General features: G+C 62.8%; 17 protein-coding genes. 14 read left to right on the top strand and 3 right to left on the bottom strand.

What is annotated here, in order from left to right; genetic code table 11:
- Positions 1-11 precede the first annotated feature (11 nt).
- Positions 12-1,178 (bottom strand): Gfo/Idh/MocA family protein, encoded by a 1,167-nt coding sequence (locus ABEA23_RS02750; RefSeq protein ID WP_345476553.1) that lies wholly within the window; start codon positions 1,176-1,178, stop codon positions 12-14.
- Positions 1,179-1,329: 151 nt separating this feature from the next.
- On the opposite strand from ABEA23_RS02750, the gene ABEA23_RS02745 reads away from it, so the two are divergent.
- Complete coding sequence (locus ABEA23_RS02745) at positions 1,330-2,361, top strand: LacI family DNA-binding transcriptional regulator (RefSeq protein ID WP_345476552.1); 1,032 nt, start codon at positions 1,330-1,332, stop codon at positions 2,359-2,361.
- Between the two features lie 96 nt (positions 2,362-2,457).
- Positions 2,458-3,741: an ABC transporter substrate-binding protein gene (locus ABEA23_RS02740; protein WP_345476551.1), complete on the top strand. Its 1,284-nt coding sequence runs from the start codon at positions 2,458-2,460 to the stop codon at positions 3,739-3,741.
- A gap of 78 nt (positions 3,742-3,819) precedes the next feature.
- Here the strand turns inward: ABEA23_RS02740 and ABEA23_RS02735 are convergent, their stop codons facing one another.
- Complete coding sequence (locus ABEA23_RS02735) at positions 3,820-4,986, bottom strand: mandelate racemase/muconate lactonizing enzyme family protein (RefSeq protein ID WP_345476550.1); 1,167 nt, start codon at positions 4,984-4,986, stop codon at positions 3,820-3,822.
- A 126-nt stretch (positions 4,987-5,112) separates the two neighbouring features.
- On the opposite strand from ABEA23_RS02735, the gene ABEA23_RS02730 reads away from it, so the two are divergent.
- Positions 5,113-5,802 (top strand): GntR family transcriptional regulator, encoded by a 690-nt coding sequence (locus tag ABEA23_RS02730; protein ID WP_345476549.1) that lies wholly within the window; start codon positions 5,113-5,115, stop codon positions 5,800-5,802.
- Between the two features lie 69 nt (positions 5,803-5,871).
- On the opposite strand, the gene ABEA23_RS02725 is transcribed toward ABEA23_RS02730, so the two are convergent.
- Positions 5,872-7,167, bottom strand: coding sequence for an ABC transporter substrate-binding protein (locus tag ABEA23_RS02725; RefSeq protein WP_345476548.1), 1,296 nt, complete (start codon positions 7,165-7,167; stop codon positions 5,872-5,874).
- A gap of 297 nt (positions 7,168-7,464) precedes the next feature.
- Between ABEA23_RS02725 and ABEA23_RS02720 the strand changes: the two genes are divergently transcribed.
- From ABEA23_RS02720 to ABEA23_RS02670, 11 genes are all read left to right on the top strand, one after another.
- Positions 7,465-11,397, top strand: coding sequence for a right-handed parallel beta-helix repeat-containing protein (locus ABEA23_RS02720; protein WP_345476547.1), 3,933 nt, complete (start codon positions 7,465-7,467; stop codon positions 11,395-11,397).
- Between the two features lie 103 nt (positions 11,398-11,500).
- Positions 11,501-12,532 carry a LacI family DNA-binding transcriptional regulator gene (locus ABEA23_RS02715; protein ID WP_345476546.1) on the top strand — a complete coding sequence of 344 codons (1,032 nt, stop codon included), beginning with the start codon at positions 11,501-11,503 and terminating at the stop codon, positions 12,530-12,532.
- 161 nt (positions 12,533-12,693) lie between these two features.
- Positions 12,694-14,439 (top strand): ribulokinase, encoded by a 1,746-nt coding sequence (araB, locus tag ABEA23_RS02710; RefSeq protein ID WP_345476545.1) that lies wholly within the window; start codon positions 12,694-12,696, stop codon positions 14,437-14,439.
- Positions 14,436-15,167, top strand: a complete 732-nt coding sequence (locus tag ABEA23_RS02705) for an L-ribulose-5-phosphate 4-epimerase (RefSeq protein WP_345476544.1) — start codon at positions 14,436-14,438, stop codon at positions 15,165-15,167. The genes araB and ABEA23_RS02705 overlap by 4 nt, the downstream gene beginning before the upstream one ends.
- Positions 15,167-16,675, top strand: coding sequence for an L-arabinose isomerase (gene araA / locus ABEA23_RS02700; protein ID WP_345476680.1), 1,509 nt, complete (start codon positions 15,167-15,169; stop codon positions 16,673-16,675). The genes ABEA23_RS02705 and araA overlap by 1 nt, the downstream gene beginning before the upstream one ends.
- A 69-nt stretch (positions 16,676-16,744) precedes the next feature.
- On the top strand, positions 16,745-17,905 hold the full coding sequence (gene chvE / locus ABEA23_RS02695; RefSeq protein WP_345476543.1) for a multiple monosaccharide ABC transporter substrate-binding protein: 1,161 nt from the start codon (positions 16,745-16,747) through the stop codon (positions 17,903-17,905).
- A 123-nt stretch (positions 17,906-18,028) separates the two neighbouring features.
- A complete protein-coding gene (gene mmsA / locus ABEA23_RS02690; protein ID WP_345476679.1) occupies positions 18,029-19,570 on the top strand; it encodes a multiple monosaccharide ABC transporter ATP-binding protein in 1,542 nt (513 codons plus the stop codon).
- Positions 19,571-19,581: 11 nt separating this feature from the next.
- Complete coding sequence (mmsB, locus tag ABEA23_RS02685) at positions 19,582-20,763, top strand: multiple monosaccharide ABC transporter permease (protein WP_345476542.1); 1,182 nt, start codon at positions 19,582-19,584, stop codon at positions 20,761-20,763.
- A 216-nt stretch (positions 20,764-20,979) separates the two neighbouring features.
- The gene (locus tag ABEA23_RS02680; protein ID WP_345476541.1) at positions 20,980-22,536 is read left to right on the top strand and encodes an alpha-N-arabinofuranosidase; all 1,557 of its coding nucleotides are present in this window, start codon (positions 20,980-20,982) and stop codon (positions 22,534-22,536) included.
- A 158-nt stretch (positions 22,537-22,694) separates the two neighbouring features.
- On the top strand, positions 22,695-23,888 hold the full coding sequence (locus tag ABEA23_RS02675) for an ABC transporter substrate-binding protein (protein WP_345476540.1): 1,194 nt from the start codon (positions 22,695-22,697) through the stop codon (positions 23,886-23,888).
- 48 nt (positions 23,889-23,936) lie between these two features.
- The gene (locus ABEA23_RS02670; RefSeq protein ID WP_345476539.1) at positions 23,937-24,980 is read left to right on the top strand and encodes a LacI family DNA-binding transcriptional regulator; all 1,044 of its coding nucleotides are present in this window, start codon (positions 23,937-23,939) and stop codon (positions 24,978-24,980) included.
- The last annotated feature ends 2 nt before the right edge of the window (positions 24,981-24,982 follow it).

Here is a 24,982-nt window from a genome sequence, read left to right as displayed (position 1 = left end):
AGTCATCAGCCTTAGAGGGTGATCTCGGGGATCTCGACGGTGCGACGCTCAGCTGCGGACTGCAGGCCCAGCTCGGCCAGCTGCACGCCGCGAGCGGCAGAAAGCAGACCGAAGCGGTGCTCACGGCCGGCGACGACGTCGGCCAGGAACTCTTCCCACTGAGCCTTGAAGCCGTTGTCCAGATCGGCGTTGGCCGGCACATCGGACCACTGGTCGCGGAAGGACTCGGTCACCGGCAGATCCGGGTTCCACACCGGCTTGGGGGTGTGGGCGCGCTGCTGAGCCACACACTTCTGCAGACCCGCCACAGCGGAGCCGTGGGTGCCGTCGATCTGGAATTCCACCAGCTCGTCGCGGTAGACGCGCACAGCCCAGGAGGAGTTGATCTGCGCAACGACCTCCTCGCCTGCAGGGGTCTCCAGGTCGAAGATGCCGTAGGCGGCGTCGTCGGCGTCGGCGTCGTAGGGCTGGCCGTTCTCGTCCCAGCGGGTGGGGATGTGAGTGGCGGTGCGGGAGGTCACGGACTTGACCTTGCCGATGATGCCCTCCATCACGTAGTTCCAGTGGCAGTACATATCGGTGGTCATGGAGCCGCCGTCGGCCAGGCGGTAGTTCCAGGACGGGCGCTGCGCGGGCTGGATGTCGCCTTCGAAGACCCAGTAGCCGAACTCGCCGCGCATGGAGAGGATGCGGCCGAAGAAGCCCTCATCCACCAGCCGGCGCAGCTTGATCAGGCCCGGCAGGTAGAGCTTGTCATGCACCACACCGGCGGTGATGCCGGCGTCTTTGGCCTGGCGGGCCAGGTCAACGGCTTCGTCAAGGGTCTCTGCGGTGGGCTTCTCGGTGAAGATGTGCTTGCCGGCACTGATGGCCTTGGACAGCGTGCTGTGGCGCAGGGAGGTCATGGAGGCGTCGAAGACGATATCGACGTTCTCATCGTTGATGGCACCGTCGAGGTCGGTGGTGTAGTGCTCAACGTTGTGCTTGGCGGCCAGTTCCTTGATCTTCGCTTCATTGCGACCGATCAGGATGGGCTCGACGGTCACCTTCGAGCCGTCGGCCAGCGTGATGCCGCCCTGATCGCGGATGGGCAGGATGGACCGCAGCAGATGCTGGCGGTAGCCCATACGGCCGGTGATGCCGTTCATGGCGATGCGGAGAGTGCGGATTTCAGACATGTGGGGCTCCTGTGGGTGACATGATGGAGAAATTCAACAGCGCCGATGCTCTGAGACTCGGCACTGCGGAATGCGCTTTCCAAGCTAGTATCTGAAGATAGAGTGTGTCAATCGTCACACCAGTTGTGTTTTACGTGAAACGGGAGGTCCCATGGCGGTGAGATTGGCCGATGTGGCAGCCGAGGCCGGGGTGTCGCTTGCCACTGCCTCACGCGTGCTCAACGGTTCCTCCCGGCGCCCCAAGCCAGAGATTTCCGAGCGCGTGAAGCTAGCCGCGGAGCGCTTGGGGTACTTTCCCAATGCCCAGGCTCAGGCGCTGGCGCGGGCATCGGCGGGCCTGGTGGGGCTCGTTGTTCACGACATCGCCGACCCGTATTTCGCCTCCATTGCCCGCGGTGCCCAGCGGGCCCTTGTGGGTTCAGGCAAGCAGTTGATGCTGGCGTCTACGGAGCGGGCATCAGGGGCAGAGATCGAGGCCGTGCAGGCGTTCATGTCATATCGGACTGATGCCATACTTCTTTCGGGCTCACGCGGTTATGAGGACGACGACGCACTGGCTGCCCTTTTGCAGACCTACCGCGCCAACGGCGGTCGGGTGGCCATGATCGGCCAGCCGCTTCCTGATACGCATGGAGTGGAGATCGATAACTTCGGCAGCGCCGGCGCCCTGGCCCGGGAACTGATGGAGCGTGGATTCACGCGTTTCGCTCTCCTTTCGGGGGAGCTGCGCCTGTCCACTTCGCAGCAGCGGGCTGAAGGGATCATTGCGGCTCTGGCCGAGCACGGACTGCAGCCGGAGGTTGCTCTGGAGGGAGCCTTCACCCGTGAAGGGGGGCGCACGCTGATGCGCCAGCTGCTGGAGACTGGTGACTGGCGGGCCCGTGACGGTCAGCGGCTTTGCGTCCTCTGCGCAAATGACGTGATGGCCCTAGGCGCTCTGGCTGCCTTGCGTGAAGCTGGAGTGAGTGTCCCGGGGGATATTGCATTAGCCGGGTTTGATGACATCCCCACCCTGGAGGACCAGTACCCCTCGGTGACCACCGTGCGGCTGCCGTTGGAGGATATCGGGCATATGGGTGCCCGGATGCTGCTCTCAGCCGGTGAGGACACCCCGCGTTCTGTGGTGCTGGGCCAGCCGGTGCTGCGGGACAGTACCCGCGTGAGTGCTGCGCCGATGACCTGAGTGATCAGCTCTCCTCTTCCCCCGCCGCCCACCCAGTGATATACATCACATACGAGCACTTCTAGGGCACGGCAGTGCTGGAGGCAGGGCGTACCAGTGGCAACTCAACGGCGAGTCATCAGGTGGACGGCAGGACTGGCCGCAGCGGGACTGCTGCTCTCAGCCTGCGGGGCAGAAGCTGACAACGGTGGAGGTGGCGACGGCGACGTCGTCCTGAGTTTTGTCTGGTGGGGATCTGACGCCCGTCACCAGAACACCGCAGAGATCATTGATGCCTTCGAGGAGGCACATCCGGGGATCACTATTGACCCGACATATGGGGAATGGGACGGCTACTGGGACACCCTCGCCACGCGCACCGCAGCAGGAGACTCCCCGGACATTATTCAGATGGACGAGCTCTACCTGCGCGAATATGCAGACAGGGGTGCACTGCTGGATCTCAGCGATGTTGATGTCTCCCAGTTTGAGGACACGGTGGTGGACTCCGGGCGCACAGAAGGGGGCCTCCATGGCATTACCATCGGCATCAACGCCGCCACTCTGCTGGCCAACCCTGACTTGTTCGAACAGGCCGGGGTGGAGATGCCGGATGACACCACATGGACCTGGGACGACTATCAGCAGATCGCTCTGGAACTGAGTGAAAACCTCGACGGCGCCTGGGGCTCGGGCAACTTCGACGAGACTCTGGGATTCCAGACCTGGGCGCGCCAGCACGGGGCCCATCTGAGCAACGAGGAGGGGCAGCTTGGTTTCGAGCCGGAAGTGGCCGAGAGCTATTTCCAGTTCTTCCTCGACATGATGCATCAGGGCGCGACGCCCCCGGCCTCTGCGATGTCGGAGGATCAGGCAGTGAGCCCTGATCAGTCCATGACTACCACCGGGCAGGTGGCCATGCGCCCCTGGTGGAGCAATCAGGCGGTGGCGCTGACCCAGTCCTCCGGTGCTGACCTTGAGCTGCTGCGTATGCCCAGTATCACCGGCAATGCACAGGATGCCGCTCCCTGGTACAAGTCCTCCATGTTCCTCTCCGCCAGTGCCGGCACCGAGCATCCGGAGGAGGTTCAGCTGTTCATCAATTTCTTCGTGAACTCTGAGGAGGCCGCGCGCATTGATATGGCAGAGCGGGGGATGCCGCCTAACGCGGAGATTCGGGAAATGATCACCGAAGAGCTGGAGGGCCCTCAGCTGAAGGTCGCTGAATACATCGAGGCTTTGGCGCAGGACCTCGGACCAGCCGAGCCTGTTCCGGCGATGGGTGGCTCCATGTTCCCGGACATCCTGTACCGGTATCACGATGAGGTCCTCTTCGAGCGGATGAGCCCGGCCGATGCGGCGGAGGCTATGCACCGAGAGATGGAAGCCGAAATCCGCTAGCGAGACCGGCTGAATGTGAGGGTGATCAGGCCATTTCCTCACCTGCGAAGTGGGCTCTCCCGCGCTATGAGGAGCGGGTCAAGAGTGCAGGGAGCGGAGGATTCTGTAGAACTCTGCCTTGCCCTCCAGTCCGATGCCCGGCAGATCGCCGGGGGAAACGCGGCTGGAGGAGATGACCGCGTCGTCCGTGAAGCCGCCGGTAGGTTGGAACTCCCCTGGATAGGACTCGTTGCCGCCAAGTTTCAGGGCTGCCGCGATATGTAGTGAGAACTGGTGGCCCCCGTGCGGGATGCAGCGTCGGGAGGACCATCCGTACTGGTTGAGCATGTCCAGAACCCGACGATACTCGGTGAGACCATAGGCCAGCGCGGGATCTACCTGAATGTAGTCCCGGTCAGGTCGCATGCCGCCGTAGCGGATCAGGTTGCGGGCGTCCTGCAGGGAGAATAGGTTCTCTCCGGTGGCAATGGGATTGCGGTAGTGCTCGGATAACGTGGCGTTGAGCCGATAGTCCAGGGGATCGCCGACCTCCTCGTACCAGAAGAGCCCATAGGGGTCGATAGCGCGCCCGTATTCCAATGCGGTGTCCAGATCGAATTTCCCGTTGACATCTACCATCAAACGGGAGCCGTCGCCTCCCAGGACCTCGAGGACGGCTTCGATGCGGCGCAGGTCTTCGGCGAGGTCTGCTCCGCCGATCTTCATCTTGACGACCTTGTACCCGGCGTCGAGGAAGCGGCGCATCTCATCCTGCAGATGCTGATGCGTCTTACCCGGTGCGTAGTAGCCGCCAGCGGCGTAGACAAAGACGTCTTCATCGGGCTGCCCGTCACCATAGTGCTCGGAGATCCACCGGTAGAGCGGGACGCCAGCGGCCTTTGCCGCGAGGTCATGCAAGGCCATGTCCAGGACGCCGACGGCAACTGATCGTTCTCCGTGACCGCCAGGCTTCTCGTTGCGCATCATGATCTCCCAGGCCTTCGCCGGGGAGAGCTCCCCCTGGTCATCCAGCAGCGCCTCCGGCGAAGCTTCCTTCAGGCGGGGCAGCATGCGCTCTTCCATGATGGCGGTGGCGTTGTAGCGTCCATTGGAGTTGAAGCCGTAGCCCACCAGGGGCTTCCCATCGACGATGACGTCGCTCACTAGTGCAACGATGGTGCAGTCCATTTTGGAGAAGTCGATGTAAGCGTTACGCATGGGGGAGCTGATCGGGATGGTGCCCACATGGGCGGAGGTGATTTTCATAGGTCACTCTCTGTTTGCCTGGCAGTCCTTATAAGTGTCTTATAAGATGTGCCGAGCATACATATTGTGTGAGCTGGAGCACAAGACGTGGGGGCGAAGGGCTGGATTATCCGCCAGAATGACTCTATGGATGTCACATCAAGTAAGGGAGCGTTGGCCTATCGGGAGCTTCGGCGCCGCATCATTTCGGGTGAACTAGCCCCTGGCTCACGCCTCTCGCAGTACGAGCTCGCCGACGAGCTGCAGATGAGTATCACCCCGCTCCGTGAGGGGATCCGTCAGCTTGCCAGTGAGGACTGGCTGAAGATGGACACCTATCGGGATGTCCGGGTCGCGTCCGTGGACGCCGGGGAAGCCCGGGAGCTGCTCGAGGTGAGGTTGCTGCTCGAGCCGGAAGCCACTCGGCTGGCAGCAGGGCGGCGTACCGGGGCGGAGGTCTCTGTTATGGAGAAGGCCGCCGAGCAGTTGCTGCCGGTGACGCGGTCCTGGGGGGAAGAAGCCATCAGTGCTCATCGAGCATTTCACCGGTCCATCTACGTTGCATCACATAACCACGTCCTCATCCGGATGTTAGATGGGCTCTGGGATAAAGCGGACCGGTACCGTTATGTGGGACTGCAGCTGCCCGCGGGAAATGAGCCTCGAGGTTTGGACCTACAGCAGCACTACGACATCCTCCGACTGGTTGTGGAAGGTCACGGTGAGGAGGCAGCCGACCTGGTGCGCACACATATTGCTCATAGCCTTGGGGCGGCAGTAACTCAGACACTGGAGAATTTGCCTCAGGCCCAGCCTCTAGACGAAGTGAGCGCCTGACGTCTTAGCCGGGCGTTGCGGTCCGGACGGCATGGAACTGACCGTCCGGACCGCAGATCATGGGGTGTGTCAGCTGATCAGGGATTCGAGCTCTCGGACGGCATTCTCGGCAGCTTCCTCGGGGGTCTGCCTCTCGAAGAGGACTTCCTGGTAGTAGCGCAGGAGAACATCGGTGGCTGCACCGAAGCCCGCGGGGGGTACAGGGGAAGGATCGCCGAGTTCCGGGGTGATTTCAGTCATGAAGTCAGCAGCGCGCTGATTGTCTTCATCCAGTTCCCCAGTGATGGAATCACGCACGGCCGAATTGGCGGGGAAGCCGCGGTCCACTAGCCCGATCTGTCCGGCCTCCTGTGAGTTGACGACGAAGTCGATGAACTGCTGTGCTTCCTCCGGGTAGTCCGTGGTGGAGCTGACAGTCATCAGCTGAGATGCCTTGAGGAACATGCCGTTGTCCTCAACATTACCGGTGGGCGAGGGGTACCGCAGTGGGACGATTTCTGCACCGGTGAGCCCGCTGACATCAGCTACCTGGTTGCTCCATCTTCCGGACATGGCTGCCCGCCCCTGGGCGATCAACGAGCGCTCGAGTTCGGCTTCCTGGGTCTCAGCAGCAAGTTCTGCCGGCTGTAGAGCGCCGCTGCGCATCAACTCCAGGTCCATCTCGAAGAGCCCGGCCAGGCCTTCGGCGTCGAAGCCCAGCTGGCCGTCACTGGTGGCGATGTTCTGCCCTTGCTGGCGGAGCCAGACGTTGACTGCCCCCATGATCGTGGGGCTTGCGGCACCATAGACCGAATCGAGGTTGTCAGAGATCTCCTGTGCGATATCCGCATAGTCATCCCAGGTCCAGGTGCTGTCATCTGGCAGATCGACGCCGGCCTCGTCGAACAGGTCAGTATTCGCCAGGAGGGTGAAGGTGTTGTCACCGGAAGAGATGCCGTAGAGCGTGCCGTCAATGGAGCCGCCAGCCAAGGAGGCTTCGCTGAAATCGGCGATATCTACTTGGTCTAGCTCTAGGAGGGACCCGCGGTCAGCATATTCGCGGAAGTAGCGCTCTTCGGTCTGGATGATGTCCGGTGCATCTCCGCCTGCTGTCTGCGTGGAGACAAGATTCATATGATCGGCCATGCTGCCGCTGTACTGGTATTCAACGGTGATTCCGGGATGCTCTGCCTCAAAGGCTGCGATGATCTCTTCGCTGATCTCAGCCCGGGTGCTGGATCCCCAGAATGCCCAGCGGAGCGTGACCTCGCCGTCGGGAGCGGAGTTGTCTTCGGCCTCCCCGGTGCCGCCACAGGCAGTTAGCGCCACCAGCGAAGCAGCGACGGCGAGCCCGAGTGTGCGGCGATAGATGTGATTCTTTCCCATGAGAGCCTCATTTCATTGGGCGTGGTATGTGAGTTGGATCACATACTGGGAGTCTAGGCCAGTTCTTATAAGATTCAAGACCTCGGTTTCGGGCATGCTCTGCCATCTGGGTATCACGACATGCCGCATCGGTCTTAGGCGTGCATTGAGGGTGACGCGCATCACACATAGCGTGGAAGGGATCACCTGCACCTGTCTGTAGTGGGCCACTCCCTGTGCTGATGGACCTTCGCGCCGCGGCACGTGGCCGATAGTGCTTCTCGGGCTGCAGTCATTGACATCTCAAGGAGGAGATACATGATCCCGCGTCTGACGGCGGCTGCTGCTGCGGCCGCCGCCCTGCTCTTTGTTGGCCTGGCACCCCAGGCTGTTGCGGCCCGGCAGGAACCCCCATCCACGGTCTTCAGCGCCAGTGACCTCCCGGTAGGAGAGATTCGCAGCACCACGCAGCACGGTGCGTTCACCCTGCACGCCACCGAATCAGCGCATATGACCGTGACCGAGCACAGCCGCAGCTCCGACCAGGGCCACGAGTTCACGCAGCGCCTGCAGCTGGGCGGCAGCGGAAGCTCAACTCAGCGTTCTGTGGAGTTCCAGGCCGAAGAGGGGCAGACAGTTACCTTCTATGCCCAGTCCGGCAGTGGCACTGATGATCGCCAGCTGGCCCTTTACGACGAGTCATGGACCGAACTTGATCAGCGCCCCGCATTCCGTGGTGAATCCGGCAATGTGCTCCCAGCCCAGACCTTCCAGGTCGCAGAAGACGGTACCTATTGGATCGCCTCACCCGCCTCAGGCGTGAACCTCTACTATCTGGAGGTCAGCGACGCTGGTCAGGCCCCGGAGCGTCTCCCCTGGGATCAGGTGAGCACACCGGTCATCACCGGTACCGAGGTAAGCACTGACAACCCCGGAACCATTGAGGTCAGCTACACCGCAGAGATCGGGCCCGCCGGCGGCGATGTGCTCCGTGCCTTCCTGCGCGATGCTGAAGATGAAGTGATCGATGAGCAGATCAGTGTATCTCCCGGTTCGGCGGGCACAATCGCCCTGACCCCCGAGGCCAGCGGAGACTATGAGATCACCATCCAGCTTGAACGTCACGCAGAAACTGAGCCACTTGTCTCTGATGCCACGAGCTTGACGGGGTTTCAGCTGCCCCTAGAGGCGCCGGTCATCACCTCCAGCCTCACCACGGCCGTCAACGGTGACCACGCAGCAGTCACTCTGCAGTGGAATCAGGTGCCCGAAGCGCAGACTTACAGCGTGGGGCTGCGCACCGCGGCGGAAACAGAGTTCATCACCGTCGCCCGGGACCTGGAAGACGCCCATGCGGAGCTGCAGAGCCTCAGTGTCGGCCAGACCTATGAAGCACAGGTCACCGCACACCGCGGAGACGGCGAAGAGGCGTCCTCGTCAGTGTCTGAGCCGGTGACCTTCACCGTCTCCGGTGAGGTCCAGCGGTGGGACATCGCCCACGCGGGTGTGGGCAACCGCGGTGAGGTCACCGTGCATGACAGCGGAGATATCGAATTCGACCTCCGCGGCAACAACTCCAAGGTTGCCGACTCCGAGGATGGCTTCTGGTACTACTACACGCAGGTGGACCCCCAGAACGAGAACTTCACCCTGACCGCTAGCTTCCGGGTGGATGACTCCAGCGGCAAAGACAACCAGTCCGGCTTCGGTGTGATCGCCATCGACGATTTCATTCCAGGAAATGTGGCCTCCCGCTACTTCAACTCCGCAGGTGCAATGGTCGCCAAATACGAATACGGCGCAGGTGGAGAAGAAGGAGTCCGATACGGCACCCCCGGCGGCAAATTTGTCCACGGCTACACCGGGTCTTCCACCGAAGCCAGCTCCAACCGCACGCTGAGCGATTCGCGAGCCTTCGACTGGGAGTACAAACCCGACTACACCTTTGGCAGCAACACCAATCCGCCGCGGTTCGAGGACGGTGAGACCTACACGCTGACGCTGCGTCGCTCCAACACCGGATTCCACAGCATCTGGCATCGCGGTGACCAGGACGAGGATCCGGAAGTGATCTACTACGATCCGGACTTCCTGCTGACCCAGAATGAGGACCACTTCTATGTGGGACTTGCCGTAGCGCGAGATATCGCGGTGACGGTCACCGACTGGGAGTTCAGCACCATCCACCCAGATGACGACGACGCCGCCCAGGAAGCCCCCACCCGCTACCTGAAGCCCCAGCTGAACAGCGATATCACCCCCACCACCCCACACACTGAGATCCAGGTGCCTGCGGTGACCAATGTCTACGGCGACGTCGTCGTGCTGGATGGGCAGGGCCAGGAGGTCACCGAAACTGTCAGCATGGAACCCGGCGCTCAGGAAAGCCTCGAGCTCAGCGGGCTGGCCCCGGGCGAGAACCAGTTCACTATGCGACTGGACATCGCTGAAGACCAGCCGCAGCTGCAGGAGAATGAAGAGCTCAGCAGCACCGAACCAGTAGAACTGCCGCTGACCTTTACCGTGCACGCCTACGGGGAACCCGGTCAGTCCATTTGGGTCGCACCGGATGGCAGCCCCGAGGGCACCGGAACACCGCAGGATCCGTTGGATGTGCACACCGCCGTGGCCTACGCCCAGCCCGGTCAACAGGTGGTGCTGCAGGACGGCACCTACGCCATCGAGCGGGCGCTGCGGATTGAGCGCGGAAACTCCGGCACCGAGGATGCGCCCATCATCCTGATGTCTGAACCCGGCACCCGGGCCACATTCGATCTGTCCAACAGCACCGGCGGCGGCATCATCCTCCGGGGCGACTGGTGGCACCTCTACAACCTGGAGATCACCGCCGCGCCGCCGAGCCAGAAGCCCCTGCACATCCAGGGCCATCACAACGTGATCGAACGCGTGGAGTCCCATCACAATCAGGACACTGGCGTCCAGATCAGCGGCCTCGCCACCGAGCCGTCCTCCATGTGGCCCAGCTACAACACGGTGGTCTCCTCGGAATCCCACAACAACGCTGACCCGCAGGGCAACGACGCTGACGGCTTCGCCGCCAAGCTCACCGCTGGTGAGGGCAATGTGTTCCGCTGGACCATCAGCCATCACAACATCGACGACGGCTACGACCTCTACGCCAAATCCACCGAAGGCCCCATCGGCACCGTGCTGATCGAGGAATCCGTGGCGTATCACAACGGTCGACTGGAAGATGACCCGACGGCTGAACGCAGCTCCGATGGTCAGGGATTCAAAATGGGCGGAGAGTCCATGCCCGGTGACCATCTGCTGCGGAACTCCATCGCCTACGGCAACCTGGGCAATGGTGTGGCCTCCAACTCCGGGCCCAATATTCGCCTGGAGAATGTCACCAGCGTGTTCAACCACCAGGTTCGGCCTGATCGCACCGGCGGCAATGTCTCGCTGCGCACCAACGCCACGTGGACTGACTATCAAGCCACCGGCGTGATCTCCTTCGGGGCTTCCGGCAGCGACAGCATTGAGCTGCGGGATCAGGAGGATGATTTCCTCCATGACCCCACCAACTATTTCAACGGACAGCTCTCAGGGCAGGCATCAGCCGCCCTCATCGGCGGAGCCGGTGGATTCAGCCTGGCGCCCAGTGATGACAGGCCCACTCAGGTGGAGGAGGACTGGTTCGTCTCCACCGACTACCAGGAGATCCGTCCGGAGATCGCCGAAGATGGTTCCATCGAGATGAACGGCCTCTTCGAGCTCACTGACGCTGCCCCAGCCGATACCGGTGCCAGGCTGAACAGCAATCCCGACCCCACCGTCATTGAGCTGCTGCCAGCGGTGGCAGTCTCGGATCCCGGAGCCGACGACGAGGCCGATGATGCCGCTGACCCGGAGGATGGATCTGCCCCAGAGGAGGGCGCTACCCCCGGCGGGGATAGTGGTTCCGGCGGTGAAGTCGCTGGTCCGGGTGCCGGTGAAGGCACCGGAGCTGAAGGCACCGGAGCTGGGGGCACCGGGGATGAAGACGGCACGGCTGCCGATGCCGATTCCGCTGGGGACTCGGTGGAGCTGGACGGTTCCGCCGAACAGCTGATTCCAGCAGGGGAATCAGCGGCGGGCGCTGCCGGTGGGGATCCGGTAGTGGGCGCCCTGGCGCGGACCGGCTCTGATGTGACGCCGGTGGTAGCGGTGCTGGCCGCCCTGCTCTTGGGCGGTTTGGCCAGTGTGCTGCTGAGTCGCCGTTCTCGCTTGGCCAACTCGCGTAGTTGATCCTGTTCACGAACTGAGGGCCCCTTCCGTGCTGTGGAAGGGGCCCTCAGTGCAGCTTGTGGCAGGATTCTGGATAACCACGACACCGGAATGAGGAGGGGCGGTGGCCAGACGCAGTCGGCTGCAGGTGCGACCGCCGTCGATGGTTGACGTCGCCAAACAGGCGGGAGTCTCCCATCAGACCGTTTCCCGGGTGTTGAATGCCCCGGAGACCGTGTCCCCGGATACCCGACGCCGGGTTGAGCGGGTGATGCGTGAACTGGGCTACCGGCGGAACAGCCAGGCGCGTGCCTTGAAGACCCGCAGCACCGGGCTGATTGGTGTCATCAGTCAGGGTGATACCGACTTCGGTCCGGCCAGAATGACGCTGGCTATTGAGGAGGCCGCGCGCGAACGCGGCTATGCCACCGCACTCACTGTGGTCCGCGATGCCAGCGCTGACACCGTGGAGAAGACCCTGGACTTCTTCCTCAGCCATGGAATCGACGGCATCGTGGTGATCACACCGGTACCCGCGCTGGCTGAGGCAGCCAAGCAGCTCTCCAAGAAGACACCGGTAGTGATTGTCACCTCCGGGTTGTGGCCGGCAGACAACATGGACGTCGCCGGAATTGATCAGGAACTCGGTGCACGGCGCGCCACTGCTCATCTGATTGAGGCCGGGCACCGCTCAGTGGCCCATATTGCAGGGCCGATGGATTGGTTCGATGCGCGCGGCCGCGTGGTCGGCTGGCGGCAGGCTCTGGCCGTCGCTGAGCTCAGTGCGCCGCCCATGGTGGAAGCAGGCGGCTGGACTGCCGAGAGCGGGTACCGTGCTGCTCAGCAGATCATGTCCTGGGGGCAGCTGCCTGATGCGGTTTTCGCTGCCAACGATTTCCTGGCGCTTGGGCTGATCCGCGCCCTTGAGGAGCGCGGCCTGCGGGTGCCTGCGGATATCTCCGTGGTGGGATTCGACGACGTCGATGCCGCCGGATACTTCTCCCCTCCTTTGACCACGGTGCGGCAGCCCTTCGAGGACGCCGGGCGCGCTGCCCTGGAGCTGCTTCTGGACGAGAGCCACGGACTCACCCAGGTGCCGAACTTCATTGCACCGGAGCTTGTCGAGCGCGGATCCGTTCGCCCCGCCCAGCGCTGACTGGGAATTTTCAACAAATTGGCCCCAGGGTCTTGACGTACAGCGGGATGTGAACGTTAACATTTGTGAGACTCAGGTCACAGTGATCTGAATCACTTGCTCGTCACGGGGTGCTGCAGTTCTTCGAGCACCCCGGTATCCGGCTCAAGGAAGAGGCAGAGATGGTCGACCAGGTCGTCATCGGCGTGGACTTCGGAACGCTTTCTGGAAGGGCACTTGTTGTGCGCGTCAGCGACGGCGCCGAACTGGGCACCGCCGTTCACGAATACGAGCACGCGGTGATGGCGCGCAGCCTCACCGCAGACCAGGATCAGCCGTTGCCGCCCGACTGGGCTCTGCAGGTGCCAGCGGACTATGTCTCGGTCCTGAAGAATGCTGTTCCGCAGGCCTTGCGCTCGGCAGGAGTCAGTGCGGAGCAGGTCATCGGGATCGGCACCGACTTCACAGCCTGCACGATGGTGCCGACCACCTCCGACGGCACTCCGCTGAATGAGCTTCCGCAGTATGCCGACCGGCCCCATGCCTACACCAAGCTCTGGCGCCACCACGCTGCGCAGGCACAGGCCGACCGCATCAACACCCTGGCCCATGAACGTGCCGAACCATGGATCAGCCGCTATGGCGGATTCATCTCCTCGGAGTGGGAGTTCGCCAAAGCCCTCCAGATCCTCGAAGAGGATCCCGAGGTCTACCAGGCCATGGACCACTGGGTCGAAGCCGCGGACTGGATCGTGTGGCAGCTCACCGACAACTACGTGCGCAATGCCTGCTCAGCGGGATACAAAGGCATTCTCCAGGACGGACAGTATCCTTCCGAATCATTCCTGCGTTCCCTCAACCCGGACTTCGCTGACTTCGTCAGCAGCAAGCTCGACCACGAGATCGGCCAACTGGGTCATGCGGCAGGGACGCTGAGCGCTCGTGCCGCGCAGTGGACCGGACTCCCCGAAGGCATCGCAGTGGCGGTGGGCAATGTGGACGCCCATGTCACCGCCCCGGCCGCAGATGCCGTAGAGGACGGGCAGATGGTGGCCATCATGGGGACTTCCACCTGCCATGTGATGAACTCATCAGTCCTGGCCGAAGTGCCGGGTATGTGCGGCGTCGTCGACGGCGGGATCCTCGAAGGCCGCTGGGGCTACGAAGCCGGACAGTCCGGCGTCGGAGACATTCTGGCCTGGTATGTCAATCACCAGGTCCCCGGCGAGTACGCTCAGCGAGCACAGGAACGGGGGTTAAGCCTCCACGAGCTGCTCACGGAGCTGGCGGCGGAGCAGGCTCCCGGCGCACACGGCCTTGTGGCCTTGGACTGGCATTCCGGCAACCGATCCGTGCTGGTTGACCATGAACTCTCGGGGCTGCTGATCGGACAGACACTGTCCACCACACCCGAGGAGATCTACCGGGCACTGATCGAAGCGACCGCCTTCGGCACCCGCACCATTATCGAAGCCTTTAACGCATCAGGCGTTGAAGTCCGCGAATTCGTGGCAGCCGGAGGGCTGTTGCGCAACCCGGTGCTGATGCAGATCTACGCAGACGTCATCGGTCTGCCTATCTCCACCATTCGTTCCGCGCAGGGACCCGCCCTGGGGTCTGCGATCCACGCGGCAGCTGCAGCCGGGGCATACCCAGATGTACGCGCCGCCGCAGCAGTCATGGGTGGGCGGATCCGCGAGGCCTACACGCCGAATCCCCACGCGCAGCGGATCTATGACGAACTTTTCGCCGAGTACACCGCCCTGCACGACTACTTCGGACGCGGTGGCAATAACGTGATGCGCCGGCTCAAAGCCCTGCGTCGCAACAGCTTTGCACCAGCAGGACAGGACCTAGACCAGGACCCAGATCAGGACGCTGGCCATGACGCCGGCGAGCGTGCGGCACAGGAAGGGGCGGCATCGTGACTATTTCCCTGCAAGATCTCAGCCCGCAGGCCCAGCAAGAGGTAGCTGCCACTCGGGAGACCGTCGCAGCCCTGCACGCGGAGCTGCCTCGCAATGACCTGGTGGTCTGGACCGCCGGCAACGTCTCGCAACGGGTGGACACCGATGACGGTGCCCCCGAGCTGTTCGTGATCAAGCCCTCCGGAGTCTCCTATGACGAGCTCAGCGCGGCCTCCATGGTGGTCTGCACCCTGGACGGAGAGAAGATCGACGACGGCACTGCCGCAGATCTGCAGCCCTCCTCGGATACTGCCGCTCACGCTTATGTCTACCGCCATATGCCCAACGTCGGCGGGGTGGTGCACACCCATTCAACCTACGCCACCGCCTGGGCCGCCCGGGCTGAGCCCATCCCGTGCGTGCTGACCATGATGGCCGATGAGTTCGGCGGCGATATTCCGGTCGGACCCTTCGCGCTGATCGGTGATGACTCCATCGGGCACGGAATCGTAGAGACCCTTCGCGATTCCCGGTCACCGGCGGTGCTGATGAACAGGCACGGCCCCTTCACCATCGGGAAGGACGCCCGGGCAGCGGTGAAAGCGGCCGTGCTGTGTGAAGAAGTCGCACGCACAGTGCACTTTGCTCGGCAGTACGGAGATCCTCAGCGCCTGGAGCAGCGCGATATCGACGCGCTCTTCGCGCGCTACCAGAACGTCTACGGCCAGCAGAAAGGCACAGCATCATGATGTCGTCCCCCTTTGCGGAGAAGAGCATCTGGTTCCTCACCGGATCCCAGGACCTCTACGGTGAGGAGACGCTGCAGCAGGTCGCCGAACAATCCGGCGCCGTAGCCGCAGTGCTGGATGAAGCCGAAGAGATCGCCGTCGCGGTGGAATGGAAGCCTGTCCTGAAGGACCGGGAAGCCATCCGACGTGCCGCGCTGGAGGCCAACAGCGACCCGAACTGCTTGGGCGTGATCGTCTGGATGCACACCTTCTCACCGGCCAAGATGTGGATCGCCGGGCTCGAGGCACTGGACAAGCCGATGCTTCACCTGCATACCCAGGCTCAGGCCGAGCTTCCCTGGTCCAGTATCGACATGGACTTCATGAACCTCAATCAGGCCGCCCACGGTGACCGGGAGTTCGCCTATATCGCGACTCGCACAGGATTCCGCCGCAAAACCGTGGTCGGGCACAGCAGTGATCCCAGAGTGCGGGCGAAGATCGGCAGCTGGGCACGGGCGGCCGTCGGCTGGGACGCCCTGCGCACGATGAAGGTCTGCCGCTTCGGCGACAATATGCGCAACGTGGCAGTGACCGAAGGGGACAAGACCGAAGCCGAGATCCGGCTCGGCAGCTCCATCAACACCTGGGCGGTCAATGACCTGGTCGAACGCGTAGAGGCTGTACCGGAGTCTGAGATCGAAAGCCTGCTGCAGGAATACGAGGAGCTCTATGACCTCCAGCCTGAACTGCGCAGCGACGGCGAGCGCCGTGACGCGCTCATCTATGCAGCACGCCAGGAAGCCGGGATGAGGTCCTTCCTGGAAGAAGGCGGCTTCAGCGCCTTCACCACGAACTTCGAGGATCTGGGCGGTCTGCGCCAGTTGCCGGGTCTAGCGGTGCAGCGCCTGATGGCTGAAGGCTACGGGTTCGGGGCCGAAGGGGACTGGAAGACCGCGCTGCTGGTGCGGGCGGCCAAAGTCATGGGCCACGGGCTGCCCGGCGGCGCTTCGCTGATGGAGGACTACACCTACGAGATGACGCCGGGCAAGGAGAAGATCCTCGGCGCGCACATGCTCGAGATCTGCCCCACGCTGACCACCTCGCGGCCGCGTCTGGAAATCCATCCATTAGGCATTGGCGACCGCGAAGACCCCGTCCGGTTGGTCTTCGACACCGATCCCGGTCCCGGCGTCGTCGTCGCCATGTCTGATCTGCGCGAGCGCTTCAGGCTCACCGCCAACGCCGTGGATGTGATTCCTCCGGACCAGCCGCTGCCCAATCTGCCGGTGGCCCGTGCGGTCTGGCAGCCACATCCAGACTTCGCGACCTCGGCCGAATGCTGGCTCACCTCCGGGGCGGCTCACCATACCGTGCTGAGCACGGCGCTGAGCATGGAGGCTTTCGAGGACCTGGCGGAGATTGCAGGGGTTGAACTCGCCGTCATCGACGACTCCACCACCCGGCGTGACTTCGCCCAGCAGCTGCGCGTCAACGCTGCTTATTACCGCCTCGCCCAGGGGCTGTGACCACCACCGATTCAGAGCATCACCACCGGCTGCGATCGCCGCAGCCGGCCACTTTGAAGGAGAAGGATCATGAAACATCGCTTCAGCACAGGGCGCATCGTTGCGCTGGGTGCCTCAGCTGCCCTCGTCTTCGGCATCACCGCCTGTGAAGGCGGTGGCGCCGGCTCGGATGGTCCCGACACGGATGCGGCACCCGAAGAGATGACTGTGGGCGTGGCGATGCCCACCCAGACCTACGAGCGTTGGCTCAACGACGGTCGGGCAGTGCAGGAAGGGCTGGAAGACCTCGGCTACAACGTGGACCTGCAGTATGCAGATGATGACATTCCCACGCAGTCACAGCAGATTGACCAGATGATCACCCAGGAGGTCGATGCACTGATCATCGCCTCCATCGACGGTTCGGCGTTGAGCGCTCAGCTGGACGCTGCAGCCTCTGCCGGAATCCCGGTGATCGCCTATGACCGGCTGCTGACCAACAGCGAGAATGTTGACTTCTACGTCACCTTCGACAACTACGAAGTCGGCGTGAACCAGGCCAACGCTCTGCTGTACGGGCTCGGGATCCTCGATGAGAACTTCGAAGAAGCCGACGACGCCCCCGAAGGTCCGCTGAATATCGAACTCTTCGCCGGATCCCTGGACGACAACAACGCCCACTTCTTCTGGGACGGTGCCATGGACACCTTGGAGCCCTACATGGAGGACGGAACTCTGGAGGTGCCTTCGGGTCAGACCTCGATCGAGCAGGCCGCCACCCAGCGCTGGGAGCAGGAGACTGCCCAGAGCCGCATGGAGAACCTGCTGACCACCCACTACTCCGGCAACGAGGAGCTGCACGGAGTGCTGGCCCCGGCGGATCCGCTCTCCCGCGGCATCATTCAGGCGCTGCGTAATGACGGCTGGGGCGACACCATTGAAGACGGGCTGCCGGTGGTGACCGGTCAGGATGCTGAAATCGCTACGGTCTCCCTGATCGCCGAGGGCGTCCAGCATTCCACGATCTTCAAAGACACCCGTCTGCTGGCCGAGCAGGCGGTCAATGCCGCCGATTCCTACCTCACCGGCGAGGAACCGGAAGCCAACAACACCGAGGACTACGACAACGGCGAGAAGGTCGTGCCCTCGTACCTGCTGGACGTCAACATGGTCCTTCAGGACAACTACGAGGAGATCCTGGTGGATTCCGGCTACTACACCGAGGAGCAGGTGGATTCCGGCCAGCTCTAGAGCTGACTGCCCCCAGCTGTATCGCGCGCCGGCCTGCACCTGCCCAGGGCAGGCCGGCGCGCCCAACGGTCTCTCAAGGAGGACCCCGTGAGTGAGCAGGACAACGACGACTGCATCCTGCAGATGCGTTCGATCACTAAACGCTTCCCCGGCGTCGTCGCACTTGATGATGTGACGCTGAATGTGCGCCGCGGCGAGATCCATGCAGTCTGCGGCGAGAACGGTGCGGGCAAGTCGACGCTGATGAAAGTGCTCTCCGGAGTACATCCCACTGGCAGCTACGAAGGGGAGATCATCCTCGACGGCGAGCCCGTCAGCTTCTCTTCGATCAATGACTCCGAGGCCCGCGGTGTTGTCATCATCCATCAGGAGTTGGCGTTGGTCCCGCATCTCTCTGTGGCGGAGAACATCTTTTTGGGCAATGAACGCACGCGCGCCGGCATCATCAACTGGCATGAGGTGAACTCGGAGGCCGCCCAGCTGCTGCAGAAAGTGGGGCTGCGCGAGAACCCAGTCACCCCCGTGGGAGCCCTCGGCGTGGGCAAACAGCAGCTGGTGGAGATCGCCAAGGCACTGTCCAAGAACGTGCGCCTGCTCATCCTGGATGAACCCACGGCGGCACTCAACGACGACGACTCCGAGCACCTGCTCGGCCTGATCCGCGGGCTGCGGGATGAAGGCGTCACCTGCATCATCATCTCGCACAAGCTCGGAGAGATCGCTTCGATTGCGGACTCCACCACGGTGATTCGTGACGGGGCCACCATCGAGACCATAGACATGCGCTCAAGCGCCGGTCCTCATGAGCTGATCCCGCGCATCATCAAAGGCATGGTGGGCCGGGATATGGACAATATGTACCCCGAACGCAGTGTGGAGATCGGCGAAGAAGTCATCAGGATCGAAGACTGGAACGTCTGGCATCCCACACAGCCCGGGCGCAAAGTAGTCGATGGAGCGTCCCTGAATGTCCGCGCCGGTGAGGTAGTGGGCATCGCAGGTCTGATGGGCGCAGGCCGGACTGAGCTGGCTATGAGCGTCTTTGGCCAGAGCTACGGCAGGGACATTTCCGGGAAGGTCTTCATCCACGGCACTGAAGTCAAGCTGAAGCATGTCTCAGATGCCATCAGGCACGGTTTGGCCTATGTGAGCGAAGACCGAAAGCGCTACGGACTGAACCTCATCGAAGATGTCCGCCGCAATATCACCTCAGCAGCACTGCGCAAAGTGGCACCACACGGGTGGATCAACGGCAACGAGGAGATCGCGGTGGCGCAGCGCTACCGGGACTCGATGAATATTAAGACACCCACGGTGCTCTCCACCGTCGGCAAACTCTCCGGCGGTAATCAGCAGAAAGTGGTGCTGAGCAAATGGCTCTACACCGAGCCGGAGGTGCTCATCCTCGATGAGCCCACGCGCGGCATCGATGTGGGTGCCAAATACGAGATCTACTCCATCATCAACAAACTGGCCGCCTCGGGAAAAGCCATCATCGTCATCTCCTCGGAGCTGCCCGAGGTGATGGGAATCTGCGATCGGATCTACGCCCTTTCCGAAGGACGGATCTCCGGTGAGGTGAGGGTGCAGGACGCCACCAGCGAGCATCTGATGGAACTTATGACCGCCGAATCATCGGCCATGAACACTGCAGGTAAGGACTAAGGGAGAAGGCTATGGCCGGGACATCCAATCTGATTGAGCTGATGACACGCAATGTGCGCCAGAGCGGCATCTATATCGCCTTCGTCTTCATCGTCCTGCTCTTCACCGCGCTGACCGGAGGCACACTGCTCAGCCCGGGAAACCTCACCAACCTGGTGCTGCAGTATTCATACATCCTCATCCTGGCCATCGGTATGGTCATGATCATTGTGGCCGGACATATCGACCTCTCAGTAGGCTCGGTGGTCGCGCTGACCGGAGCAGTCTCTGCCGTGGTGGTCATACGCGAAGGCATGCCGTGGTGGGTCGGCATTATTGCCGCCTTGATCACCGGTGCCCTGGTGGGGGTGTGGCAAGGGTTCTGGGTGGCCGTGGTGGGCATACCGGCGTTCATCGTCACGCTGGCAGGCATGCTGATCTTCCGGGGTCTGACCATGCAGGTGCTGGACAACGTCTCCCTCTCCCCGTTCCCGCGGGAATATCAGCAGATCGCCGGGGGCTTCCTCAACGGGCTGCTCGGTGGCCCAGGTTATGACGTCTTCACCCTGCTGATCTTCGCGCTGGCTGCAGCGGGCTTCGCCGTCCAGCAGTGGCGCGTACGCATGCGCAAGCTGCAGTACAAGCAGCCTGTGGAAGCACTGTGGCTGTTCGCAGTGAAGATCCTGCTGGTAGCCGCGGTGATCATGGCCTTCGGCTGGCGCCTGGCCAACGCGCGCGGCCTGCCCATTGTGCTGATCCTGCTGGCCGCATTGGTGCTGATCTATGGATTCGTCACCCAGCGCACGGTCTTTGGTCGGCACATCTACGCCATGGGCGGGAATCTGCAGGCGGCCAAGCTCTCCGGTGTGAAGACCAAGACGGTGAACTTCATGCTGTTCATCAATATGGGTCTGCTGGCAGCTATTGCTGGAATCGTCTACTCGGCCCGCTCCAACAGCGCGCAGCCGGGCGCCGGCAACATGTTCGAACTGGATGCGATCGCCGCCGCCTTCATCGGCGGAGCTGCGGTGACCGGCGGTGTCGGCAAGGTCCAAGGCGCCATCATCGGCGGCCTGATCATGGCGGTGATGTCCAACGGCATGCAGATCATGGGAATCGATCAGTCCACACAGAATGTGGTCCGCGGCGTCGTGCTGGTGCTGGCTGTGGCCTTCGACGTCTGGAGCAAGAAGAAGGCTTCGGCTGAGCGCTGACGAGTCTCCGGGCTCGCCCGCACCATCGCAAGGGGCGGTCTCCTTTTGGGGGCCGCCCCTTCTGCGTTGAGGACCGGTGCGGCACCAAAGCAGAAGAACCCTTGACCAGTGTGAGCTGCGTCACTAATGTATCGATAAACATGATGAGTCGAGACGCATCAAGCGCGGCTCTCCGGACCCTCAGCCGTCTCTGAGAGAACTCGCCGAAAGAGACCCATGCCCGATCAGCACTCCACAGCATCGGCCGTCGTCAATCTGGACGTGCCGGGGCCCACCATCAGCCGCCACCTCTACGGCCACTTCGCGGAGCATCTGGGCCGCTGCATCTACGAAGGATTCTGGGTGGGGGAGGAGTCGTCCATCCCGCACGTGGATGGCATCCGCTCAGACGTGGTGGAGGCGCTGCGGGCCATCCGCATCCCCAACCTGCGGTGGCCCGGAGGCTGCTTCGCCGACGAGTACCACTGGAAGGACGGCATCGGCCCGCGGGAGGACCGGCCACAGATGGTCAACACCCACTGGGGCGACGTCGTGGAGAGCAACCACTTCGGCACTCATGAGTTCATGCGGCTGTGCGAACTTTTAGGCGCAGAACCCTATATCTCCGCGAACATCGGATCCGGCACCGTGCGCGAGACCAGCGAGTGGGTGGAGTACCTCACGCGCGGGGACCAGGCGCCCATGTCCCAGCTGCGCAGCCGCCACGGACGCGAGACCCCTTGGAACGTCACCTTCTTCGGCATCGGCAACGAGCCCTGGGGATGCGGCGGACAGATGACGGCCGAGCAGTACGTCGCCGTCGCGCGCCAGCACGCCACCTACGCCCGCAACCACGGGCAGAACCGGCTCTGCCGGATAGCGGCGGGGGCATCCGACGACGACTACGCGTGGACAGAAACCCTGATGAAGCACCTGACCAAGGGGCTGGGGGACAAGAGGCCCGCTGACATCTTCCAGGCGATCTCCTTCCACTTCTATACGTTCTCCGGGACCTGGGCGGACAAGGGCAGCGCCACTGAGTTCAGCGGTGAGGAGTACTGGGCCACCATCACCAAGGCGCAGCAGATCCGAGAGATCCTCGCCGGACACGCCGCGGTGATGGACGCCTACGACCCCCACCGCACCGTGGGTCTCGCCCTGGACGAATGGGGCACCTGGTGGAATGTGGAGGAGGGCACCAATCCCGGATTCCTGTACCAGCAGAACACCATGCGCGATGCACTGGTCGCCGCAGTGCACTTCGATGCCTTCCACGCTCATGCGGAACGGCTGATGCTGGCCAACATCGCCCAGACCGTCAACGTGCTGCAGGCTATGGTGCTCACTGACGGGCATCAGATGATCCTGACGCCTACGTATCACGTCTTCGAAATGAGCGTGGGCCATCACGACGCCCAACGGCTCGACGTGCACTGGAAACGGCAGCCGACGACGACGCCGGGTGAAGAGCCAGCCGATCCGGCTGTTGATGCCCTGACCGTCAATGCTTCGGTCAAGGACGGAGTCCTGACGATCACTGCCGCCAACCTCGATCCTGACCAGGCGAACACCGTGGAGCTGGAGCTCAGAGGGGCTCACCTCGGCACAGTCAGTGCCAGAGTGCTGACTGGGGAGACGGTGTCTACCCACAACACCGCAGCTGAACCGCAGGCGGTGGCCCCCCGTCGCTTCGAGGATATCGAGACGCTGCTCTACGACCGCGGCACGCAGCTGAATCTGACTCTGCCGCCGGCGAGCTTCATCACGCTCTGCGCAGACATCACCGCAACCTGACCTCATCACCTGACCTCACGACCTGACACCTTGTCCGATAACTCGTACCGCTCAATGAGGAGACACGATGAAGACACCACGACTGACTGCTCTTGCTACTGCCGCCTGCATCGGCACACTCGCGCTCACCAGCTGCGGGGCTGATGCCGCCGATGGAGATGAGACCCCCCCAGCTGCGCATGGCCTGGTGGGGTGCCGATTACCGCAACAGCCTGACCTTCGAGATGATCGAGATCTGTGAAGCAGAGGCCGGCGTGAGGATCTCCCCTGAGCATACCGACTGGGAAGGCTACTGGGACCAGCTGGCCACACAGACCGCGGGCGGCAACGCCCCCGACATCATGCAGATGGACGACACCTATCTGCGCGAGTACGCCGACCGCGACCTGTTGATGGACCTCTCCGATGTGGACCTCTCCGCCATGGATGAGGACGCGATCGCTAACGGCTACACCGAGGAGCACGGTCAGGTGGGTGTCACCACCGGAATCAACGCGATGGCTGTGCTGGCTAATCCTGAGGTGTTCGAGAGCTTGGGCCGGGACCTGCCTGATGACACCACATGGACCTGGGATGACTTCCATGACTTGGTGGTTGATATGACCGAGGAGCTCGGACCCGGCGCGTACGGAGATGCCGGCCCCGTCCAGCCGGTCTCGTTCCAGCTGTGGCTGCGCCAGCAGGGACTGCATCTGACCACTGAGGAAGGCGAGCTGGGCTTTGAGCCGGAGGATCTCGCAGCGTACTTCGAGCAGGAACTGCAGCTGGTGCTCGACGGCGGCTATCCCAGCGCCGAGCTCATGCAGGAGGAGGGCAATAAGCTGCCCGGTGAAACCATGTTCGAAGTCGGCGACCAGGCAATGGCGCGGTACTGGTCGAACCAGATGACCGGGGTCTCCGAGCAGTCCGGCGTCGATATGGTCCCACTGCGCTGGCCTTCGACATCTGGCACCTCGGCCGAGAACGGCCTCTGGTTCAAATCCACCATGCTGTGGTCGGGCTCGGCGAACACCGCTCATCCTGAGGCGGTGCAGTCCTTCATCAGCTGCCTGGTGAATAACGAGGAGGCCGGGCTGGTCCAGGGAATGGACCGCGGACTGCCGGCCAATGAGAACGTCCGTGAGGCGGTGCGCGCAGGCCTGGAGGGCCAGGATCTCATCGCCGCGGAGTTCCTGGAGGAGATCGAAGATGACGTCAACGCGCAGGTCCCCGAGCCGGTTCCCGCCATGGGATCCGGCGGTATCCAGGAGGTTCTGCGGCGCTACAGCGAAGAGGTGTACTTCCAGCGCATGACCCCGATTGAGGCCGCCGAGGCTGCGCATCAGGAAGCTGATCGGCACATCGGCAACTGAGACCAGTGTCTTCGGTGGCGCCGCACCGGCTGAGCGTATCCTGACGCTATGCCCCGCACTGTGACGATGAGCGACGTAGCCCGCGCTGCCGGTGTGTCGCCGATGACCGTTTCCAACGTGGTCAATGGGCGCCCCGGAGTCAGCGAAGCGGTTCGTCGCCGGGTGCTCGAGCATGTGGGGGCGACGGGCTACCGGATGAACGTCGCTGCCAGAAACCTGCGCTCCGGACGCAGCGGCGTCATCGGACTAGCCGTCCCTGAGTTGGACCGGTCCTACTTTGCACAACTGGGCGCATACATCACTGCGGAGGCTAAGAGCCGGGGGTACCGGGTTGCCGTCGAGGAGACCGGGGCCGCCGCGGCGGGGGAGTCTGCAGCCATTGAGCTCTCCCAAGCGCTGCAGTATGACGGGTTGATCCTCAGCTCGGTGGAGATGGATCTGACGTCGATCTCTGCGGCAGGTACTTTTCCGTTGGTCGTGCTCGGTGAACGTGAAGGTCCTGAGGGTCTGGACCACATCCGGCTGCCGAACCGGGAGGGCGCCCGGGCAGTCGTGACGCACCTTGTGGCGCAGGGCGCCCGGCGGATTGTGTACGTCGGTGGGCCTGACAGTTCGGAGGTCAACATCCGCAGTCTGCGTCTTGCGGGCTACCGCGATGCGATCGAGCAGCTTGGCCCGGCGCAGGGGATCGAAGCGCCAAGTGAGCTGCACGTGCGCATTGATGAGATGACGATGGCGGCAGGGCGGGCCGCAGGTCACCAGGTGGCCAGCATGCCGCAGCTGCCCTCTGCGATCTTCGCCATCACCGACACCATTGCGATCGGGGTGGTGCGCGGACTGAGAGACTGCGGTATCCGGGTGCCGCAGGACATCCTGGTAGCCGGCTTCGACGATATCCCCGAATCTCAGTTCATGACTCCTTCATTGACCACCATCACCCCCGACCACCAGTGGACTGCTCGGCGAGCCGTTGAGCTGCTTTTGGAACGAGTTGCGGGCACCGCTGGCGAAGCCCGGGGGGAGACTGCTCCCTTTGTCCTCACGCCGCGGGAGAGCACCGACAAAGCTCAGAGACAGCCCGGCAGACAATAGAA

The organism is Nesterenkonia rhizosphaerae (assembly GCF_039544555.1).
In the GTDB taxonomy this organism is placed as follows: domain Bacteria; phylum Actinomycetota; class Actinomycetes; order Actinomycetales; family Micrococcaceae; genus Nesterenkonia; species Nesterenkonia rhizosphaerae.
The sequence above is the reverse complement of the archived record's forward strand: the minus strand, read 5'-3'. Positions and strand labels throughout refer to the sequence as shown.

What these genes read in the sequence shown, in the direction of transcription:
- chvE (WP_345476543.1), top strand. Translation starts at nt 16,745, where the DNA reads ATGAAACATCGCTTCAGCACAGGGCGCATCGTTGCGCTGGGTGCCTCA.
- ABEA23_RS02675 (WP_345476540.1), top strand. Translation starts at nt 22,695, where the DNA reads ATGAGACCCCCCCAGCTGCGCATGGCCTGGTGGGGTGCCGATTACCGC.
- mmsA (WP_345476679.1), top strand. Translation starts at nt 18,029, where the DNA reads ATGCGTTCGATCACTAAACGCTTCCCCGGCGTCGTCGCACTTGATGAT.
- araA (WP_345476680.1), top strand. Translation starts at nt 15,167, where the DNA reads ATGTCGTCCCCCTTTGCGGAGAAGAGCATCTGGTTCCTCACCGGATCC.
- ABEA23_RS02735 (WP_345476550.1), bottom strand. Translation starts at nt 4,986, where the DNA reads ATGAAAATCACCTCCGCCCATGTGGGCACCATCCCGATCAGCTCCCCC.
- ABEA23_RS02725 (WP_345476548.1), bottom strand. Translation starts at nt 7,167, where the DNA reads ATGGGAAAGAATCACATCTATCGCCGCACACTCGGGCTCGCCGTCGCT.
- araB (WP_345476545.1), top strand. Translation starts at nt 12,694, where the DNA reads ATGGTCGACCAGGTCGTCATCGGCGTGGACTTCGGAACGCTTTCTGGA.
- ABEA23_RS02720 (WP_345476547.1), top strand. Translation starts at nt 7,465, where the DNA reads ATGATCCCGCGTCTGACGGCGGCTGCTGCTGCGGCCGCCGCCCTGCTC.
- ABEA23_RS02670 (WP_345476539.1), top strand. Translation starts at nt 23,937, where the DNA reads ATGCCCCGCACTGTGACGATGAGCGACGTAGCCCGCGCTGCCGGTGTG.
- ABEA23_RS02680 (WP_345476541.1), top strand. Translation starts at nt 20,980, where the DNA reads ATGCCCGATCAGCACTCCACAGCATCGGCCGTCGTCAATCTGGACGTG.
- ABEA23_RS02730 (WP_345476549.1), top strand. Translation starts at nt 5,113, where the DNA reads ATGGATGTCACATCAAGTAAGGGAGCGTTGGCCTATCGGGAGCTTCGG.
- ABEA23_RS02745 (WP_345476552.1), top strand. Translation starts at nt 1,330, where the DNA reads ATGGCGGTGAGATTGGCCGATGTGGCAGCCGAGGCCGGGGTGTCGCTT.
- mmsB (WP_345476542.1), top strand. Translation starts at nt 19,582, where the DNA reads ATGGCCGGGACATCCAATCTGATTGAGCTGATGACACGCAATGTGCGC.
- ABEA23_RS02750 (WP_345476553.1), bottom strand. Translation starts at nt 1,178, where the DNA reads ATGTCTGAAATCCGCACTCTCCGCATCGCCATGAACGGCATCACCGGC.